Here is a 17912-nt window from a genome sequence, read left to right as displayed (position 1 = left end):
CGTGGGTGTGGGGGATCCGTTGACGCAGGTGCCTCGGATGCGGTTGGACGAGCTGCTCGACGAGCTCCAGGTGCGCATCGACGCCGTGCGCGGCACCCGGGACCGGGTGCACAGCCTGCTGGAGGCCGTCGTCTCGGTGGGCCGCGAGCTGGATCTGGCCCAGGTGCTGCGGCGGATCGTGGAGGCGGCGGCCCTGCTCGTGGACGCCGAATACGGGGCGCTCGGGGTCATCGGCCCCGACGGCCGCACCCTGTCGCAGTTCCTGACCGTGGGGCTCACCGAGGCGGCCATCGCCGAAATCGGTCCCCTGCCGGCCGGTCACGGTCTGCTCGGGGAGGTCATCCACCACCCGGAGCCCTTGCGTCTCACCGATCTCGGCGCGCACTCCTCGTCGTACGGGTTTCCGCCGCACCACCCGCCGATGCGCACGTTCCTCGGTGTGCCGATCCGGGTGCGTGACGAGGTGTTCGGGAACCTCTATCTGACCGACAAGCGGGGCGGGGCCGATTTCGACACCGAGGACGAGACGGTGATCTCCACCCTCTCGGTGGCGGCGGGCGTGGCGATCGACAACGCCCGGCTGTACGAGGGGTCGCAGTGCCAGCAGCGGTGGCTCAAGGCCAATGCGGAGATCACCGAGAGCCTGCTGTCGGGCAGTTCCCGTCCGGCGGTGCTGCAGCTCATCGCCCTCCGGGCCCAGGAGATCACGGGCGCCCGGATCTCGGACATCTCCATGCCGGTTCCCGGCGCCGAGGGGTTGTTCGTGGAGTTCGCGGCCGGTGCGGACAGCGAGGCCCGTCAGGGACTTCTCGTCCCCTTCGCGGGAACCCTCTCGGGAACCGCTCACCGGACCGGGCAACCCGTCACGGTCGTTCACGCCTCGGACGACGACCGCCATCCGGCCGATGTCCAGACACAGGGCGGGCTGGGTCCCGCCGTTGCGGTCCCGCTGGGCACCGCCGGCGGAGAGAGCAGGGGCGTGCTCCTGCTCGCGCGCGCAGCCGGCGAACCCGTCTTCGGCGAGAACGAGTTGGAGCCGCTCGTCGCCTTCGCGGGTCAGGCGGCCATCGCCCTGGAGCTGGCGGAGCGGCGACGTGACGCCGAGCGGATAGCACTGCTGGAGGAGCGCGACCGGATCGCGAGGGACCTGCACGACCTGGCCATCCAGCGGCTCTTCGCCACGGGCATGACCCTCCAGAGCGCCGCACGGCTCGTCGAGCACGAAGGGGCCGCCGAGCGCGTCAGCCGTGCGGTCGACGACCTGGACGAGACCATCAAGATCATCCGATCGACGATCTTCGGTCTGCGCACCAAGGACCGCGAGAGCGGCCCGGGTCTGCGGGCCCGCGCTGCCCGGGCCGTGGGCGACGCGGCCACCACCCTCGGCCATCCTCCGCGCCTGAGCATGGAGGGCCTGCTCGACACGGACGTCCCGTCCGAGGTGGCCGATCATCTCATGGCGGCGCTGGGCGAGCTCCTGAGCAACGCCGCCCGCCACGCGGGGGCGACCCGGGTCGCCGTGGCCCTCAAGGCGGACCCGGGCGAGGTCGTACTGACGGTCTCCGACAACGGCAGGGGCATCCCGGCGCAGGGCCGCAGGAGCGGTCTGCTCAACCTCGACGACCGGGCGCAGAAGCTGGGCGGGTCCTTCACCGTGGACGCCCCCGACGAGGGGGGCAGCCGACTCGTCTGGCGGGCGCCGCTCCCCACCGGGAGCTGACGGCACCGACGCGATCATCCCCGGGCAGCCGGCTCCGGCAGCATCCGCTCCGCCTCCAGCCGGAATCCGGTGACGAGGTCGGGGCGGATCCGCAGGGTTCGGGTCATGGGGCGTCCCACCCAGGGTCGCAGCAGGGCGGCGAACCGGGCCGCCTCGTCGGGGTCGGCCACCGGGCACGCGTAACCGGTGACGACGACGCTCCAGCCGAGGTGGGTGACGGGATCGATGGCGTCCGCTTCGTAGGCGACGACCACACCGAGGACATCGGCCGGGGCCACGAGGGAGGCGAGTGCCCCGTCGTCGTGGATCCGCACGATGATGTCCTCGCCCTCGACGAGATGGTTGACGGGGCGGACGGCGGGCAGCGCGTGCTGCGTGAAGACGATGCGCCCCAAGGACACGGTCGCCACCAGCCTGAGCGCCTCGGACCTGTCGAGCTCGCGCATGCACCGGGTGGCCGCCATGTCGCCGTCCTGTCCATCGGTGCGCCGTATGCCGCCGGCCTCGTCCATGCTGCGTACCTTCATCCGGTATCGATCGGTCCTTGCGGCTTCCGAGTCACCAGCCTCTCTCTCGATCACCACGAGAACCAGGGCCCAACGGTCCCGAACCGGGCACCGGTTGCGGACACCGCCGTGGTCAGGCCACCACGAGCCACAGCACTCGGTCGGCGCCGAGCACCCGCATCGACTTGGCCACCAGAGGCGGCACGTCGATCAGCCGGAGCCGGGTTCCGGCCGAGCGGCAGCAGTGGTGCACGTGCAGGAAGAGGTCGATGCCGGCGCTGTCGCAGAAGGAGATCCGGGACAGGTCGAGGACGAGACTGCGGTGACCGGAGGCGGCGAGGGCGGTGAGTCGGGGTTCCACCTGCCCCGCCGTGTGGAAGTCGAGTTCTCCTGCCAAGGTGACGCGCACGTCGCCGTCGTTCCTCACTGCGGTCTTCAGGTCGATCAAGGTGGTCGTCATGTGGAACCTCCACGCTGCGTGCGGCTCTGCGGTCGAGCCGCCCCTCTCCCCGTGCGGCACCAGTTCAACGCACACGGACCGGCCCCGGGAAGGTCCACATGCCCCCCGCGCAGGGCCGAAGGTCCCTTTTCCCCGGGTGCCCCATCGCGCGGAAAAGGGCCGGATGAGGGCCGATCGGCCCTGTCCGTTCGGCCCCTTCGGCAGGCAGGATGCTGGAGTTCGTGCTCCCAGGGCGAACAGAGGCGAAGGAGTTGCGTCATGACCGACAGCGGTGGCCCCTCCCCCACCAGGACGCCGATCACGGTCTTCCTCCTCGACGACCACGAGGTCGTACGCCGAGGGGTGCACGACCTGCTGGACGCGGAGCCCGACCTGACCGTGGTCGGTGAGGCGGGCACGGCGGAACAGGCCCTGATCCGCATCCCCGCGCTGCGCCCCCAGGTGGCGGTCCTCGACGTACGACTCCAGGACGGCGACGGCGTGAGCGTGTGCCGTGAGCTGCGCTCGCGGATGCCCGAGCTGGCTTGCCTGATGCTCACCTCGTTCGACGACGAGGAAGCCCTGCTGGACGCCGTGATGGCGGGCGCCTCCGGTTACGTGCTGAAGCAGATCACCGGAACCGACCTGGTCACCGCCGTCCGCACGGTCGCGGCCGGCCAGTCCATGCTCGATCCCGGAGCCACGACCCGGCTGATGGCCCGCATGCGCGGTGACGTGCCCAAGGAGGAGCAGGTCCCGGGTCTGCCCGGCTTCACCGACCGGGAGAAGCAGATCCTCGTCATGGTCAGCGAGGGGCTCACCAACCGGGAGATCGGCGAGCGGCTGTACCTCGCGGAGAAGACCGTCAAGAACATCATCTCGCGCCTGTTCACCAAGCTGGGTGTGGAGCGCCGCGTTCAAGCTGCCGTGATCGCCAGTCATACGCTGATCCCGCCGAGTCAGCACCCCGTCCCGACCACGGAATAGCCGGCGGCCGGGCACGCCGGACAGTCGCGTGCCCGGCCCTCCCGCCTGACCCCGACCGGGTCAGGAGTGCGGAACCACCGCGACGGGACAGACCGAGTGGTGCAGGACGGCGTGGGCCACGGATCCGATGTGCGCCCCCACCGCCGATTCGCGGACCCGGCGGCCCACTACGAGCAGCTGCGCGTCCGACGCGGCGGTCAGCAACGCGTGGCCGCCACTGCCCTGCTCCACGTGCTCGACGACATCGACCTCCGGGTACTTCAGCCGCCACGGCTCCAGCGCCTGCTCCAGCGCGGCCTTCTCGTACGGCTCCAGGCCACCGAACTGGTCGGCGATCCACATCGACCCGGGGCTGTACCCGTAGACCGGGGGCAGGCTCCAGGCGCGGACCGCACGGAGCGGTGCCTTCCGCGCCGCGGCCGCCTCGAAGGCGAAGCGCAGTACCCCGGCGGACTCCTCCACGCCGCCCTGCTGTCCGACGACGACCTCGCCCTCCTCCGGCACGGCCGCCGGCCTGCCGTGCGCGGAGCGTACGGAGACGACGGGGCACTCGGCGGCGGCGATCACCTGCCGGCCGTATGAGCCCAGCAGAAAGCCGACCAGGGCTCCGTGCCCGCGAGCGCCGATGACCAGCATCTCCGCGTTCTTGGCGGCATGCAGCAGGGCCGGTACGGGTGCGTCGGAGAGCACTTCCGCGGTGAGGGCCAGCCCCGGATACCGGTGGGTGAGCTCGCCCTCGACCTCCTTCAGGACGTCGTCGGCGCGGCGGGCTTCGGTGTCGCGGTCCTGGACGATCGGGGCTGCGAGCAGCTGCCACACCCAGGCGTGGACCACGTGCAGGGGCAGGTCACGCCGTACTGCTTCCTGTGCGGCCCAGTCCGCCGCGGCCAGGCTCTGAGGGGATCCGTCCACTCCGACAACCAGGGTGCGCTTCACAAGTCTGTCCTCCGTCGTGATGCCGGGGCATCGGGGTCGGCCGTCAGGGGAGCGGCGGCGACCGGGGGACCGGCGCCGCTGACCCCACCCTCCCGGCCGGGCGCCGTGGCGCACAGGGGCCAACGGTCCCTCCCCCAGGGCCGGTCCTCCCCTCGCGGCGCCGACTCGGTGAGGGCAGTGTGGAGGCATCGGCTCAGTCGACGAACGTCCCGGACCGTCGCACTCAGGAGCGGGCATGACCTCGCACCCCATCTCGGAGCTCGACGCGCACTGGCGCGCCGCCAACTATCTGGCAGTCGGGCAGATCTATCTCATGGACAACCCCCTGCTCACCGAGTCGCTGAGGCCCGAGCACATCAAGCCACGACTGCTCGGCCACTGGGGCACCTCCCCCGGTCTGAACCTCGTCCACACCCACCTCAACCGCGTGATCAGGGACCGCTCGCTGGACGCCCTGTGCGTCTGGGGCCCGGGCCACGGCGGTCCCGCCGTCCTCGCCAATTCCTGGCTGGAGGGCACGTACACCGAGACCTACCCGGGCGTCACGCGGGACGCGGTCGGCATGGGCGCGCTGTTCCGGCAGTTCTCCTTCCCCGGCGGCGTGCCGAGCCACGTGGCCCCCGAGACGCCCGGCTCCATCCACGAAGGCGGCGAGCTCGGATACTCCCTGGCCCACGCCTACGGAGCCGCCTTCGACCACCCCGGCCTGCTGGTCGCCTGCGTCATCGGGGACGGCGAGGCCGAGACGGGGCCGCTGGCGGCGTCCTGGCACTCGAACAAGTTCCTCGACCCGGTCCACGACGGCGCGGTCCTGCCGATCCTGCACCTGAACGGCTACAAGATCGCCAACCCGACCGTGCTGTCCCGGATCCCCGAGGACGAGCTCGACGCGCTGCTGCGCGGTTACGGGCACGAGCCGCTGTACGTGACCGGCCGCGACCCCGGCCAGGTGCACCAAGCCATGGCCCGCGCCATGGACCACGCCCTGGACCGCATCACGCTCATCCAGCAGGAAGCCCGGACAGCGCGCACCGGCACGCAGCGCGAGCGCGCACGCTGGCCGATGATCGTTCTGCGCACCCCCAAGGGCTGGACCGGCCCCGCAACCGTCGACGGCGAGCCGGTCGAGGGCACGTGGCGGGCTCACCAGGTCCCGCTCGCCGGAGTGCGCGAGAACCCCGCCCACCTCCGGCAGTTGGAGGACTGGCTGCGCTCGTACCGGCCGCAGGATCTCTTCGACGCCGACGGGCGCCCCACCGAGCAGGTCCTCGCCTGTGTCCCGCGGGGCGATCACCGCCTGGGCGCCGTCCCGTACTCGAACGGCGGCCGACTGCTGCGGCCCCTCCCGCTGCCCGCCCTCGACACCTGCGCCGTCCCCGTCGACAAGCGAGGCAGCAGCCTCCACGAACCGACCCGCGTCCTCGGGCACTTCCTGACCCGGATCATGCGCGACACGGCCGAGCGGCGGGACTTCAGGGTCGTCGGACCGGACGAGACCGCCTCCAACCGGCTGGACGACCTGTACGACGCCACCGGCAAAGCCTGGCAGGGCATGACGGAGGCGACGGACCGGAACCTGTCCCGCGACGGCCGGGTCATGGAGATCCTGTCCGAACACGTCTGCCAGGGCTGGCTGGAGGGCTACCTCCTCACCGGCCGCCACGGACTCTTCTCCACCTACGAAGCCTTCGCGCACATCGTCGACTCCATGGTCGGCCAGCACATCAAGTGGCTGAAGACCTCGCGCGAGCTGTCCTGGCGGGCGCCGATCGCCTCCCTCAACTACCTGCTCACCTCGCACGTCTGGCGCCAGGACAACAACGGCTTCTCCCACCAGGACCCCGGCTTCGTCGACCACGTCCTCAACAAGAGCCCCGAGGTCGTACGGGTCTACCTGCCGCCGGACGCCAACACCCTCCTCGCCGTGGCCGATCACGCCCTGCGCAGCCGCGACCAGGTCAACGTGATCGTCGCCGGGAAACAGCCCTGCTTCGACTGGCTGCCGCTGGACGAGGCCCGCACCCACGTGACGCGCGGCGCCGGCGTCTGGGAGTGGGCGGGCACCGACCACGGCTCCCGCGAGCCGGACGTCGTACTCGCCTGCGCCGGCGACGTACCCACCATGGAAGTGCTGGCCGCGGCGGCCCTGCTCCGCGAGCACCTTCCCTCACTGGCCGTCCGCGTCGTCAACGTCGTCGACATCGCCCGGCTCATGCCCCACGAGGAACACTCCCACGGCATGACGGACACCGAGTACGACGCGCTCTTCACCACCGACCGGCCCGTGATCTTCGCCTACCACGGCTATCCGTGGCTCATCCACCGCCTTGCCTACCGCCGCACCGGCCACCCGAACCTGCACGTGCGCGGGTACAAGGAGTCCGGCACCACGACCACCCCCTTCGACATGGTCGTGCGCAACGACATGGACCGGTACCGGCTCGTGATGGACGTCATCGACCGCGTCCCGGGCCTCGCCGGCCGGGCCGAGGGGCTGCGCCAGGCCGTGGCCGACCGGCGCATCCGCCACCACGGCTGGATCCGCGAGCACGGCACCGACCTCCCGGAGGTCACGGACTGGTCCTGGCCGTACTGAGCCCCACGCCGGGCTGAGGCGCCCTGTGGCCTCGTCCGGAAATCGACCGATGCTGCGGCCGACGGCGGCAACGTCGGGTTGCAGCGCGCGGTGCCGTGGGCGGTGAGGTGGTGTGCCTCCGGCGAGTTCAGGAGCAGTCGTGTCGGCGCCGGGCCCGGTGTCGGATCCGGGCCGGCGGCGGTCTCAGTCGTCGCCGGGTCCGTGGCCGGGGCGCAGGCGGCCGGACCAGAGGGGCTCGACGCCCGCCCACTCGGATTCCCAGGCCCGTGCGCTGCGCGCGTCCACGATGCGGAGGCGCACGGCGACAAGGGCGCCGCCGGCGAGCACGATCCCGGCCAGGGCTCCGGTGCCGACGCCCACCGCGTTCAGAGCGACGTCGGCCCGGCCGGGCGGCGCGGTGGCCGCACTGCCGTTTCCGTCGACCCACACCCGGACCGTGTCGCCGTTCCGGGTTCCTGCCGGAACGGGGATGGTTTCCGTGTGCGGGCGCTGCGAGGGGTAGTGCCACGTGGCGGTCGCCACGCTTACGGGCCGACTGCTCGGCTGGTCTCCCGCCCGGTAGCCGGTCTCGCCGATCGTGGTGGCCGTCACGGTGTGCCGATGGCGCGCGATGTTCTCGGCGGTGCGGTGGCCGTCCGTCCAGGCGGCCCGCCCGAGGGCGAAGCCGGCGATGACTGCCAGCAGGCAGGTCAGCGCGAAGGCGGCATGCATACGGGTCCGGGTGCGGTCGGCATCACGCCTGAGCGGGTTGGCCCCCGTCCCTTTCGTCCGGTGGTGCATGGCACGCCTCCGTGCTGGTGCGTGCCGAGCCGGCCGTCCCTTCAGGCGGCGACGAGCTCGGCGCTGATGTGGTGGGCCCACTTCTGGATCCGCTCGGGGTTGCGGAAGTCTCCGCCTTTGCCCTGGCGGGTCAGTGCCTTGGCGAGGAAGCCCGGGGTGTGGGCCGTGATGCTGCCGCCGAAGGTCATGTGCTCGCGCGCTCCGACCAGCTGCATCTCCCGGGCGACCGCGGAGACCGGGGGGATGTCGTGTTCCTCGGCCGAGCGGTCGAGCGCTGAACATCCACACAGGGCGGTGCCGCAAGGAGTCGGCGTTGCGTTCGGCGCAGTGCCTGGCCTTGCTGCTCCAGTGGCCGGCGTAGAGGGAGCCGCCGAGGACGACGGCGTCGTAGGCGCGGACGTCGTGGACATCGTCGGCGGGCCGCACGACGGCGTCGAGACCGTCCTCGCGCAGGGTCACCGCGATCTGTTCGGCGATCCCTGCGGTGGCTCCGTGCTTGGTCCCGTAGGCGACCAGGACTCGCTTGGTGCTCATGGCGGGTGCTCCTCGGCTCCATGGTGCGTTGCTGATGCCACTGTCACGCGGCCGATGGCTGGTCCGCTTGGGCCGGACGGATCCCTACGGGGACCATTCGGTCCTCCCCGTAGCGGCTCTCCTCGGCGACGGCGGTGCCTGTTCCTCGGGGGTGGTGTCGACGGTGTCGGTCAGCCCGCGCTCCGCGTAGACGGCCTTGCGACGCTTGGCGCCGGTCCGCACGTCGATGACGGGGGTCAGGGCCGGGTCCCTGAGGCCGGGCTTGAAGACGGTGTACTCGTCGGGATCGGTCTCCCGCTGACGACGGTCTCGCCCGGCCCCCAGGCCGCGCTCACCACGACGACGTTCGGGAAGCCGCTCTCGGGGTCGAGGGTGAAGGTCACCCCGGCCCCGGCGAGCTCGGAGCGGACCATCGCCTGGACGCCGACGGACAGGGCGACCTGGAGGTGGTCGAAGCCCCTCCGCTCCCGGTAGTCGGGTCGGAACGGCCCAGCTCTCGGCCGAGGCCCTCGTACGCCGTGATGATGCCGGTCTGGCCGACCAGCTCTTCACGGCACAGCTGCCGCAGCTTGGTCAGCGCGCCCCTGCGTTCCTCGGGATCCTCAGTCAGGTAGCCATCGACGTCGCTTGCCTTGCTCTGGACCATTCCGCGGGGCCATGCCGGATTTCAAGGGCCCATCAATGTTCGACGGGTACGTCCGCCCGGACGATGGTGATCGGACACGGCGCGTGGAGCGCCGTCTGATGGCTCACCGAACCGAGCAGGGCTCGGCTGAAGCCACCTCGACCGCGGCTGCCCACGACCAGCATGTCCGCATCCTCTGCCGCATCGACCAGGACGTCGACCGGATTGCCGCGCACCAGACGCTGGTGCACGGAGGAGGCGCCGTCCTCACCGAGAACCGTGCGGACCTCCTCGACCAGCCTGCGCTCGGCCTCCTCCTCGTCGAACGTGGCGTCCACCGCCGGAGCCGACCACGATGCGCCACCGGGCAGGTCCCACGCCGCGACCGCCTCTACTCGCCCGCTCACCAGCCCTGCGTACCGGACCGCCCAGCGCAGCGCGGCCTGGGACGAGGGCGATCCATCGACGCCCACCACGATCCGCGGAGCCTCTTGCTGCCTGTTCATCCCGTTTCACCCTTCCGACGGCTGATATATCCACAGTGTGCGCATCACGAACGCAGCGCCACGCGAGCATGCGGCGGTTGCCGGATAAGCCCTTGGGTAGCCGGAACCACCGCTCCTGGCCTGCGGCTATGCGTTCGCGCCGGTCGCCGGGCAGGACCAAGGGCACCGGGCCCATGAGCCAGCGGGCGTGCCGTGACGCCGAGACCGCCGCGCAGTCGAACGTCTCCTTCCAGGCGGCCGCGTGTCGGCCCGCCGTGGCGAGGAGCACTCCGTCCGTGTCGAAGACGACCGCGCCCAGCTCGTTCATCACTCATGCACCACACGGCGGCCGGTGAGTCGGACCGGGGTGAGCTTCATCCAGTGGGTACGGGCGCCGCCGGCCCAGGGATGGGACCGGGCCGTGGCGTTGAGGTGGTGGAGGTCTTCCGCGTCATTGACGGGTGCCAGTTCGCCCACGGCCAGGACGCTCCATCCGCTTGCGGTGACGTCGTCGATGTTGTCGATCTCGAAGGCGGCCTCGGTCCCCGCTGCTCTGGCGGCGGTCGCTCCCTCAGCGGTCCGGAAGGCGATGTCGGATCCTGCGACCAGGTAGTTGACGGGGAGAACGGCCGGGCCGTCCGGGAGGAAGACCGCGATGCGGCCCACACCGTGGCTGGCAAGAAGCCGTCGGCATTCGGTCTCGTCCAGCGGTACGAGCGAGCTGTCGCGCCGGGCGGTGGACCGGCCGGGCACACGCTCTGCGCTCGCGCCGGTCAGGTCCTCGACGGCGACGCCGAGCGCGTCGGCGATGCGGAGGAGGGTGCTGATGGCCGGGGACGAGGCGTGGTCCTCCAGATAGGCGATGTAGTTCGCGTCGGCTCCGCACTTCTGGCCGAGTTGCTCGCGGCTCAGGCCGAGTGCGTTCCTGCGGGCCGCCAGACGGCGGCCCAGGTCGGTGCGTCCGGTTGTCTCGCCGGACGGCTGCGGCTGTGTGCTCGGCGTACTCTTCACGGCACTCACGCTCCCTGGGGAGGCACGGCGAGCGTGTCGTGCTGCGGTCCGCCGAGCACGACCTTGAGGGCGCCGGTTTCGCCGGCGCGGGAGAAGACGTCGTACGCCTCCTCCATCTGGTCCAGCTCGAAGCGGTGGGTGACCATGGCGGCCCCGGGGAGGCGGCCTGCGGCCATCATGCGCAGCAGCATGGGAGTGGAGTGGGTGTCGACGAGGCCGGTGGTGATGGTGACGTCCTTGATCCACAGGTCTTCGAGGTGGAGGACGGCGGGCTTGCCGTGGACGCCGATGTTGGCGACGTGTCCGCCCGGGCGGACCATGCGGGTGCACATCTCGAACGACTCGGGGACGCCGACCGCCTCGATGACCACGTCGGCGCCCAGCCCCTCGGTGAGGTCTTCGACCAGCCGCTCGGGCTCCTCCTGCGCGCTTGCGGTGGCGTCGGCACCGAGGTGACGCGCTGCTGCGAGCCGGGAGGCGGCGAGGTCGACGGCGATGATGCGCCCGGGGCTGTAGAGCTGGGCGGTGGCGATGGCGGCCAGGCCGATGGGGCCCGCTCCGACCACGACGACGGTGTCTCCGGGGCGAACGTTGCCGTTGAGGACGCCCACCTCGTAGGAGGTCGGGAAGATGTCGGCGAGCAGCACGGCGTCGTGGCTGGCCAGTGCGCTGGGCAGCGGGTGGACTGAGAGGTCGGCGAAGGGGACGCGTACGTATTCGGCTTGGGTGCCGTCGATGGTGTGGCCCAGGACCCAGCCGCCGCCTCCGCGGCACTGGCCGTAGTGGCCCTCGCGGCAGAAGCGGCAACGGCCGCAGGCGGAGATGCAGGAGATCAGGACGCGGTCGCCGGGACGTACGGTGCGGACGTCGCCGCCGATCTCGACCACGGTGCCGACGGCCTCGTGGCCCAGGATGCGGCCGGGTGTCACTTCGGGGACGTCGCCCTTGATGATGTGCAGGTCGGTGCCGCAGATGGTGACGGCGTCGACCCTGACGATCGCGTCGGCGGCGTCCTTGATCGCGGGGTCCGGGACGTCCTGCCAGGAGATCTGCCCGGGACCGTGGAAGACGAGTGCCTTCATGGCGCGGCCTTCTCTCTGTGCTGTGCGGTAGGGGTCACCGCCAGGCTGTGCCTCCGCTCCCCCAGCCCGCTTGGGCCGGTCGGTCCCTACCCGTGGACCGGTAGGGACCCTCCCCGTGGTTGCCGCGGATGCGAAGGTGAAATCCGGCATCCGTCCCGAGGTCTTCCTCCGTTCCGATGAAGAGCTGACCGCCGAGATTCGCCGGAGCGTCGTCGAGCGCCTCTTCCCGCTCTCCCACAAGGCCGTCAAGGTCACGGTGTCCCGGGGGATCGCCACCCTGACCGGAACGGTCCGCGATGCCGGCCTGATCCCCATGGCAGAACACCTCGCCCACTCCGTCGAAGGCATCGTCGACGTCCGCTGCCGACTCGTAGGCCCCGCATCGAACTGAGCGTCCCAGGCGGTGCTCGCCAAGCCGGCCTGCACACGACGAAGGCGGAAAGAGCCCACCCGCTTCTCGCGGATCCCGATTGCGCGGTGCACGGCCGTGAGCCGCTTCTCCGCATCCTCGTGAGAACTCTTTCCGTCGATTCCATGGAAGCACCGCATACCGCCTCGGCGACAGGGCCGGTCAGTCCCCACCAGCCCCCTGATGGCCCTATCCCCGGCAGACGTCGGTGCCGACGCTCGGACATGGGGGGATGCCGCTCTGGAGGAATCATGAAGCACCTGCGCACCGTCAACGACGTAATGACCCACGCCGTCATCTCCGTCGACCGAGGAGCACCGATCAAGCAGATCGTGGAGGCCATGCGGCAATGGCGGATCAGTGCCCTGCCCGTCCTGTCGGACGAGGGCCGCGTCGTCGGTGTGGTGTCCGAAGCCGATCTGCTGCTGAAGGCCCAAGGCGCGGACGAATCCCGCGCCGTGACCGCCGGCCAGCTGATGACCTTCCCGGCCGTCACCGTGACCGAGGAGACCGGCATCGCGAGCGCCGCCCGTCTGATGGCCCACGGGCACCTCAAGCGACTGCCCGTCGTCGAGCGCGACGGCCGCCTCGTAGGCGTCGTCAGCCGGGGCGACCTGCTCAAGATCTACCTCCGTCCCGACGCGGACATCGCGGAAGAGCTCCGCGAACTGATCATGGCCGAACTCATCCCCGCCGGCTCAGCCGTGGTGCAGGTCCACGTCACCGACGGCCTCGTGCACCTGGAAGGCACCATCCCCGACCCGGCCCTGAGGAACGTGCTGATCCGCGTCGCACGCACCGTACCGGGGGTCGTCGACGTCACGGCCGAGCGCCTCGGCACCGAAGTCCACACGTAGAAGGGGCCGGCCGCGAGGCACCGCAGCGTCGCCGACCCGAGCCGTCGGGCTGCACCTGGGCCAGAGCATCGACGGTCCCGTGGGTGTGGTCAACCGGCTCGACTACGAACAGGACGACGTGTCATCGGCGCTCGCACCGCTGCCGAGAGGTAGGAGAAGAGCATGAGGCATCGAGAAATCCGCGAGTTGATGACCCGCGAGGTCGTCACCGTCCCCCGACAACGCCCCGTTCAAGCAGATTGCCCGAACCCTGACGGACCACAGGCTGCGCGGCGCGCCGCTTCACCTCGTCCACGCCGAGGAGTGGTCGTCCCCCCGAGCCGTCCCCGTCCCGACAACCGACGTGCGCCGTCAATGGTCCCAGGCACTGCTGACCGAGGCCGCCGAAGCACTGCGCACGACCCAACCGCGACTGGACGTCGTCATCCGGTCGCTCGACGGCCGCCCGGCCGCCATGCTGGCACACGTCGCGGCGAACGCGGGCCTGATCGTCCTCGGGTCTCGGGGATTGGGCACGCTGATGGGTTTTGTCCTCGGTTCCGTCGGCATGGCGGTCATCCAGGCGACGGTGCGGCCGGTCGTCGTGGTGCGGGCGAGCGAGCGAGCGAGGACGCCGTACCGCACCCCGCAAGCCGACACGCATCCCGTGACCTGGTGGTGGGCGTCGACACCGGCAAGCCCTGCAATGCGCTACTGGCCTTCGCGTTCGAGGAGGCGGCGCGGCGGGGCTTACGATCCGAGGATTCACGCGCAGCTCGAAATGAGTGCGAAGGCTGCTCTGGAGGACGTCCTGGGACCCTGGCAGGCGGAGTACCCGGCCGTCGCGCCGTCACCTCGCGGGCGCGCGTCGGGCACGCCGCCACGGAGCTCGTCGACCGCAGCTCCGAAGCGGGACTCGTGGTCGTCGGCCGCCGCATTCGGCAGTCCTCGATCGGCGCGCACATCGGACCTGTCGCCCACGCGGTCCTCCACCATGCCAAGGGACCCGTCGCCGTCATCGCGCACGAATAGCCCCCCGACGTGACGACGCACTGCCGCTCAGCGCTCTGCGCAGATCGTCTCGACGACGTGGCCGACCGGCTTGGGCCGGTCGCGGCGGAGGCGGGCTCAGGTGTGGAGGCGTCTGTGCGCTCCAGCACGGGTGCTCCTGACGGGCGGTATCGGATGGGTGCGTCGCCCATCGTGGATGGGGCGCGCGCCTCGCACGTCGACCCGGCCACCCGCGTCCCGGCATCACTCGCGCCCACCACGCCAGGTGACAAAGATGACGCGAAACATCACGCAAAGTGTCATCCTGACGGGAGGAATCCAGTTCCGCAATAGCGCCAGGAGCCGGTGATCGATGCCCAGCCGGCTGTGCTGGAAGGTGCACGAACCGATCGACTGCACCACCGGACGCACGGCGGAAGCCCAGGGCTCTGAGATGTCGACGCGGGCCGGCGCAAGACCGCGACCGTGTACCGCATACCGTCTTCGTTGACCGGGAGAGAAGTATGACCATCAAGGACATCGGGCCGGAACCTCAGAGCTTCGACCTGGAGAAGGCGACGCTTGAGAACACGAACTATCGCGCCGTCGCCTGGTCCGGGAAGTACCTTCAGTTGACCCTCATGTCGATCCCGGTGGGTGAGGACATCGGGTTGGAGGCGCACCCGGAGACCGACCAGTTCCTACGACTCGACGCAGGCCGGGGCCGCGTCCAGATGGGCCGCACGAAGGATCGACTCGACTTCGAGCAGGAGGTCGAGGACGGTTGGGCCATCTTCGTACCCGCCGGCACTTGGCACAACGTCACCAACATCGGTGAGGAGACCCTGCAGCTCTACGCCGTATACGCACCGGTCCACCACGCGTCGGGCAAGATCCATGCGACAGCCGCCGACGCGGAGCGCGACGAGGACTCGGGCGGCGACGAGCCGCCAAGCTGGTCGGTCCAGCCTGCCCAGCAGCCATCGGACGAGCACGCCTGACCAGCGAGGGACCAAGCCTTGACGAATTGGTCCGGCATTGGCCATTTGGGCTGGTCACCGATGGTTCGCGAGAGGTGCTGACGTGGATTACCAGGGCTCCGGCGGGAGGGCATGGCCGCTCGGCGGTGCGACGGGAGCGGGCCCGGCAGGTCCGATCAGATGACGCCTGCCGCCCGCAGTTGTTTGATCTCCTGTGGGGAGGTGCCGAGCTCCTCGAGGATTTGATCGGTGTGTTCGCCGAATCCGGGCGACCGGCGGGTGAGGTGCGGGCCGTCATGGTCGTAGGTGAAGGCGGCGACGGGGACGGTGGGGTCGCCGTCCGGCTGGGATTGGAAGAGCGGGCGGTGTCGGACCTGTTCCTGGGTGACGGCTTCGTTCAGGGTCTGGACACGTTCGCCTGCCAGGCCGTGGTCGTGCGCCCACTGTTCCCAGTCGTCGGCGGTGCGGGTTCTGAAGATCTCGCCGAGCGCCCGGGTGAGGGCCGGGGCGTGCCGGCGCAGGTCCTCGAAGGTGGCGAGGTCTTCGTAGCCGTGGGTGGGGTGGCCATCGGCGCGGAGGGCGAGCCAGAGTCTGCGGTTCTGCTCGGGCGTGGGGGTGCCCAGGACGAAGACGCCGGCGGTGGGGTAGGCACCCAGACCGGCGTCGGCCCATTCGTCGCTGTCGTCGGCGTACAGGTGAGCGGCGGCCTGGGGCGCCATGAGGATCAGGGCGGTGTCGAGCATGGCGCAGTCGATGTGCTGGCCCTGTCCGTCGCGTGAGCGGGCGAAGAGGGCCGCGGAGATCGCGAACGCGGCGTTGTAGCCGCTGGCGTAGTCGATGAAGGCGACGGCGGGTTTGCGGCCGTGGCAGCGGTCTATGACCCCGGACAGTGCACGGGAGAACCACAGGGGTGTGCCGTCCGGCGCGCAATGACCTGCACGTTCATCCCGCGCTACTGCCGCGAGGGCAAGACCGACGCCGGTGACGCCTTCGTGATCGCCGACGAGGTCGGCATGCGCAGGGACCGCAGGCTCATGCGGTCGGCCGATGAGGCCCTTTGGGCTGGAGATCCTCAACCATCCGCCGCACCGACCTCGTCCGCTACCGCCCCCGGGCCACGATCGCCTGCGCTCCGCACTGGCAGGAAAGTCTTGCGGCAATGGCGCCTGCCTGACTGAATCAACGATTTCAATCAGGTTTATAGGCGTCCTGCAACAGCGTGGCTTCTCCATCAGGACGGGCAGGTCGTGGCTGAGCCCCCTCGCCGGTCGGGAGGGGGCTCAGGCCTGTTCGTTCAGCAGGACGCGGGCGGGATGCTCTGCTCGTACTTGAAGACGTTGTGGGGGTCGTACTCCGCCTTGATCTTGCGCAGTCGGTCGAAGTTCGATCCCCAGTAGGCGGTCTCCCAGTCCTGCATGCCGATGTTCGCCACGTTGACGTAGGCACCGTCTACGTAGGGGCGCAGTGCCTGGCTGAATTCGGCGATCCAAGCCTGGGCCTGCGGGGTGAGCGGGTCGCAGACGCCCGGCTGGTCGGAGCGGGTCCCCCAGCCGGCGCCGGGCTCGGAGTAGAAGAGCGCGTCGCGGTGCGGGAACGCCGTGCCGCCGCGGGGGCTCTTCCTGACCGCCCCGCCGAACGCCTGCACAAAGAAGTTGCTGTCGTCCGTGGGCGCGTCCCGCATGAACGAGGAGATCACATCGATCGCCTTCCTCGGGAACGGCTTTCTGGCGAACTGCGAGAAGAACTTCCAGTTCGCGGGTTCGTCCGCGATCGGGATCTGGAAGCCCGCGTACACGTCGCCCCAGTTCCCTACCTGCACCGACACCTGGGGGCTGTCGACCGACAGGATCGGGGCCAGCAGCTTCTTCGCCTCCGCGGGTGTTCCTTCCGCGAGGACCGCAAACAGCAGGATCTGGTTCCGGTGAATTTCGAGCTGGGTGCCGAGGCGGTCGTCCGTGTACGGCGCAGTACGCTGATAGGCCTCGAAGATCCTGGACAGGTCGCCGATTCCGTCCCAAGTGGCCTGCAAATACGTGACGCTCCTCAGCGGGGCCACTTTGTAGGTGAGTGAGGTGACAATCCCGAAGTTGCCGTTCCCGGCTCCGCGCAGCGCCCAGAGCAGGTCCGGGTTGTTGTGCAGATCGGCCTTGACCACCTTGGCGCACTCGGCGCCTTCCGCAACGACGACCTCGGCACCGATCAGGCTGTCGCAGGCCATGCCGATCCAGCGGGTGAGGAAGCCGAGACCGCCGCCGAGTGTCGCCCCGGCCAGGCCCACGCTGCCTTCGGTCCCGGTCGTCACCGCGAAGTTCTGCTCCGCGAGCGTGGTCACCGCTTCCAGCTGGTTGAGTCCGGCGCCGACCGTCGCGACACGGGCGGCGCTGTCGATGCGGACCGACTTCAGCTCGCTGATGTCGATCACGAGGCCGTTGTCGATGTTCGACCAGCCCTCAGTGTTGTGGCGGCCGCCGCGGACCCGTAGCGCGACGTCGTTCTGCCGTGCCCATGTAAGGGCGTTGACCACGTCCTGGGTGTTCTGGGCGAAGACGATGACCAGCGGATAGCGAGAGATGAGCTGGTCCCAGCCGAGGCGGGCGTCCGTGTACCCGGCGTCGTCGGGGCGGACGATGCGGCCGGTCAGCTTCGCCGGCGGGCACTCCGCGTTCGCGGACGCCTCCTTCACGGCGCTCGCACCATGGGCCTCGGTGGCCGCGAGGCCCTGCGCGACGACCGCACCGGCACCGGCGGCCGCCGTCGCCTTGAGCACTTTACGACGGGAAAAGTCGTTCATGGTCCGTTTCCTCTCGGCCACCAGCGGGCGCGAATTATTCACTTGCGGGCAATTTGGGCGAAGCGGACAGTAGCAAGGGTGACCACGGTGGACTGCATCGACACACTCGCAACCACGGCCGAAACGGCCCAACGGCCGTAGCCCAGGCACGAACCCGGTGTGCTTGGTAGGTGATACGACCACCCTGGCCGGCCAACCCACTTGC

Annotated in this window: 18 protein-coding genes and 2 pseudogenes; 8 read left to right on the top strand and 12 right to left on the bottom strand. The window is 70.2% G+C overall.

Annotated features, from left to right (window positions below; genetic code table 11):
* The first annotated feature begins 37 nt into the window (after positions 1-37).
* A complete protein-coding gene (locus OG509_RS35815) occupies positions 38-1720 on the top strand; it encodes a GAF domain-containing protein (RefSeq protein WP_406186723.1) in 1683 nt (560 codons plus the stop codon).
* Between the two features lie 14 nt (positions 1721-1734).
* Here the strand turns inward: OG509_RS35815 and OG509_RS35810 are convergent, their stop codons facing one another.
* On the bottom strand, positions 1735-2184 hold the full coding sequence (locus tag OG509_RS35810) for a pyridoxamine 5'-phosphate oxidase family protein (RefSeq protein ID WP_406187782.1): 450 nt from the start codon (positions 2182-2184) through the stop codon (positions 1735-1737).
* A gap of 175 nt (positions 2185-2359) precedes the next feature.
* Positions 2360-2686: an STAS domain-containing protein gene (locus OG509_RS35805; protein WP_406186722.1), complete on the bottom strand. Its 327-nt coding sequence runs from the start codon at positions 2684-2686 to the stop codon at positions 2360-2362.
* A 258-nt stretch (positions 2687-2944) separates the two neighbouring features.
* Here OG509_RS35805 and OG509_RS35800 point away from each other — a divergent pair, with 258 nt between their 5' ends.
* On the top strand, positions 2945-3652 hold the full coding sequence (locus OG509_RS35800) for a response regulator transcription factor (RefSeq protein WP_266998878.1): 708 nt from the start codon (positions 2945-2947) through the stop codon (positions 3650-3652).
* A gap of 60 nt (positions 3653-3712) precedes the next feature.
* Here OG509_RS35800 and OG509_RS35795 read toward each other — a convergent pair whose 3' ends face one another.
* Positions 3713-4588, bottom strand: a complete 876-nt coding sequence (locus OG509_RS35795; protein WP_406186721.1) for a universal stress protein — start codon at positions 4586-4588, stop codon at positions 3713-3715.
* Between the two features lie 235 nt (positions 4589-4823).
* On the opposite strand from OG509_RS35795, the gene OG509_RS35790 reads away from it, so the two are divergent.
* Positions 4824-7184, top strand: coding sequence for a phosphoketolase (locus OG509_RS35790; protein WP_406186720.1), 2361 nt, complete (start codon positions 4824-4826; stop codon positions 7182-7184).
* A gap of 183 nt (positions 7185-7367) precedes the next feature.
* Here the strand turns inward: OG509_RS35790 and OG509_RS35785 are convergent, their stop codons facing one another.
* The 7 genes and pseudogenes from OG509_RS35785 to OG509_RS35755 all read right to left on the bottom strand — a co-directional run bounded on the left by OG509_RS35785 (position 7368) and on the right by OG509_RS35755 (position 11701).
* Complete coding sequence (locus tag OG509_RS35785; RefSeq protein ID WP_406187862.1) at positions 7368-7964, bottom strand: hypothetical protein; 597 nt, start codon at positions 7962-7964, stop codon at positions 7368-7370.
* A gap of 41 nt (positions 7965-8005) precedes the next feature.
* Positions 8006-8179, bottom strand: a complete 174-nt coding sequence (locus OG509_RS35780; protein WP_406187861.1) for a hypothetical protein — start codon at positions 8177-8179, stop codon at positions 8006-8008.
* A 115-nt stretch (positions 8180-8294) separates the two neighbouring features.
* Positions 8295-8498 (bottom strand): annotated as a pseudogene (locus tag OG509_RS35775) (flavodoxin domain-containing protein); the annotation flags it as partial.
* 236 nt (positions 8499-8734) lie between these two features.
* The gene (locus OG509_RS35770; protein WP_406186718.1) at positions 8735-8911 is read right to left on the bottom strand and encodes a PEP/pyruvate-binding domain-containing protein; all 177 of its coding nucleotides are present in this window, start codon (positions 8909-8911) and stop codon (positions 8735-8737) included.
* Between the two features lie 265 nt (positions 8912-9176).
* On the bottom strand, positions 9177-9629 hold the full coding sequence (locus OG509_RS35765; RefSeq protein WP_406186717.1) for a universal stress protein: 453 nt from the start codon (positions 9627-9629) through the stop codon (positions 9177-9179).
* A 306-nt stretch (positions 9630-9935) separates the two neighbouring features.
* Positions 9936-10619, bottom strand: coding sequence for a helix-turn-helix domain-containing protein (locus OG509_RS35760; RefSeq protein WP_406186716.1), 684 nt, complete (start codon positions 10617-10619; stop codon positions 9936-9938).
* Between the two features lie 5 nt (positions 10620-10624).
* Positions 10625-11701, bottom strand: a complete 1077-nt coding sequence (locus tag OG509_RS35755; RefSeq protein WP_406186715.1) for a zinc-dependent alcohol dehydrogenase family protein — start codon at positions 11699-11701, stop codon at positions 10625-10627.
* Positions 11702-11816: 115 nt separating this feature from the next.
* Here OG509_RS35755 and OG509_RS35750 point away from each other — a divergent pair, with 115 nt between their 5' ends.
* The 5 genes and pseudogenes from OG509_RS35750 (at position 11817) to OG509_RS35730 (ending at position 14937) form a co-directional block, all read left to right on the top strand.
* A complete protein-coding gene (locus tag OG509_RS35750; RefSeq protein WP_406186714.1) occupies positions 11817-12092 on the top strand; it encodes a BON domain-containing protein in 276 nt (91 codons plus the stop codon).
* Between the two features lie 269 nt (positions 12093-12361).
* On the top strand, positions 12362-12967 hold the full coding sequence (locus tag OG509_RS35745) for a CBS domain-containing protein (RefSeq protein ID WP_406186713.1): 606 nt from the start codon (positions 12362-12364) through the stop codon (positions 12965-12967).
* Between the two features lie 238 nt (positions 12968-13205).
* Positions 13206-13499, top strand: a pseudogene (locus OG509_RS35740) (universal stress protein); the annotation flags it as partial.
* Between the two features lie 122 nt (positions 13500-13621).
* Positions 13622-13978 carry a universal stress protein gene (locus OG509_RS35735; protein ID WP_406186712.1) on the top strand — a complete coding sequence of 119 codons (357 nt, stop codon included), beginning with the start codon at positions 13622-13624 and terminating at the stop codon, positions 13976-13978.
* Between the two features lie 482 nt (positions 13979-14460).
* A complete protein-coding gene (locus OG509_RS35730; protein WP_406186711.1) occupies positions 14461-14937 on the top strand; it encodes a cupin domain-containing protein in 477 nt (158 codons plus the stop codon).
* A 155-nt stretch (positions 14938-15092) separates the two neighbouring features.
* Here the strand turns inward: OG509_RS35730 and OG509_RS35725 are convergent, their stop codons facing one another.
* Together OG509_RS35725 and OG509_RS35720 are read right to left on the bottom strand one after the other, a co-directional pair.
* The gene (locus tag OG509_RS35725; protein ID WP_406186710.1) at positions 15093-15992 is read right to left on the bottom strand and encodes a CoA transferase; all 900 of its coding nucleotides are present in this window, start codon (positions 15990-15992) and stop codon (positions 15093-15095) included.
* Positions 15993-16210: 218 nt separating this feature from the next.
* On the bottom strand, positions 16211-17707 hold the full coding sequence (locus tag OG509_RS35720) for an FAD-binding oxidoreductase (RefSeq protein ID WP_406186709.1): 1497 nt from the start codon (positions 17705-17707) through the stop codon (positions 16211-16213).
* Positions 17708-17912: the final 205 nt, after the last annotated feature.

This window comes from Streptomyces sp. NBC_01006 (assembly GCF_045162725.1).
Lineage (GTDB): Bacteria > Actinomycetota > Actinomycetes > Streptomycetales > Streptomycetaceae > Streptomyces.
This window is presented reverse-complemented; position numbering and strand designations above follow the sequence as displayed.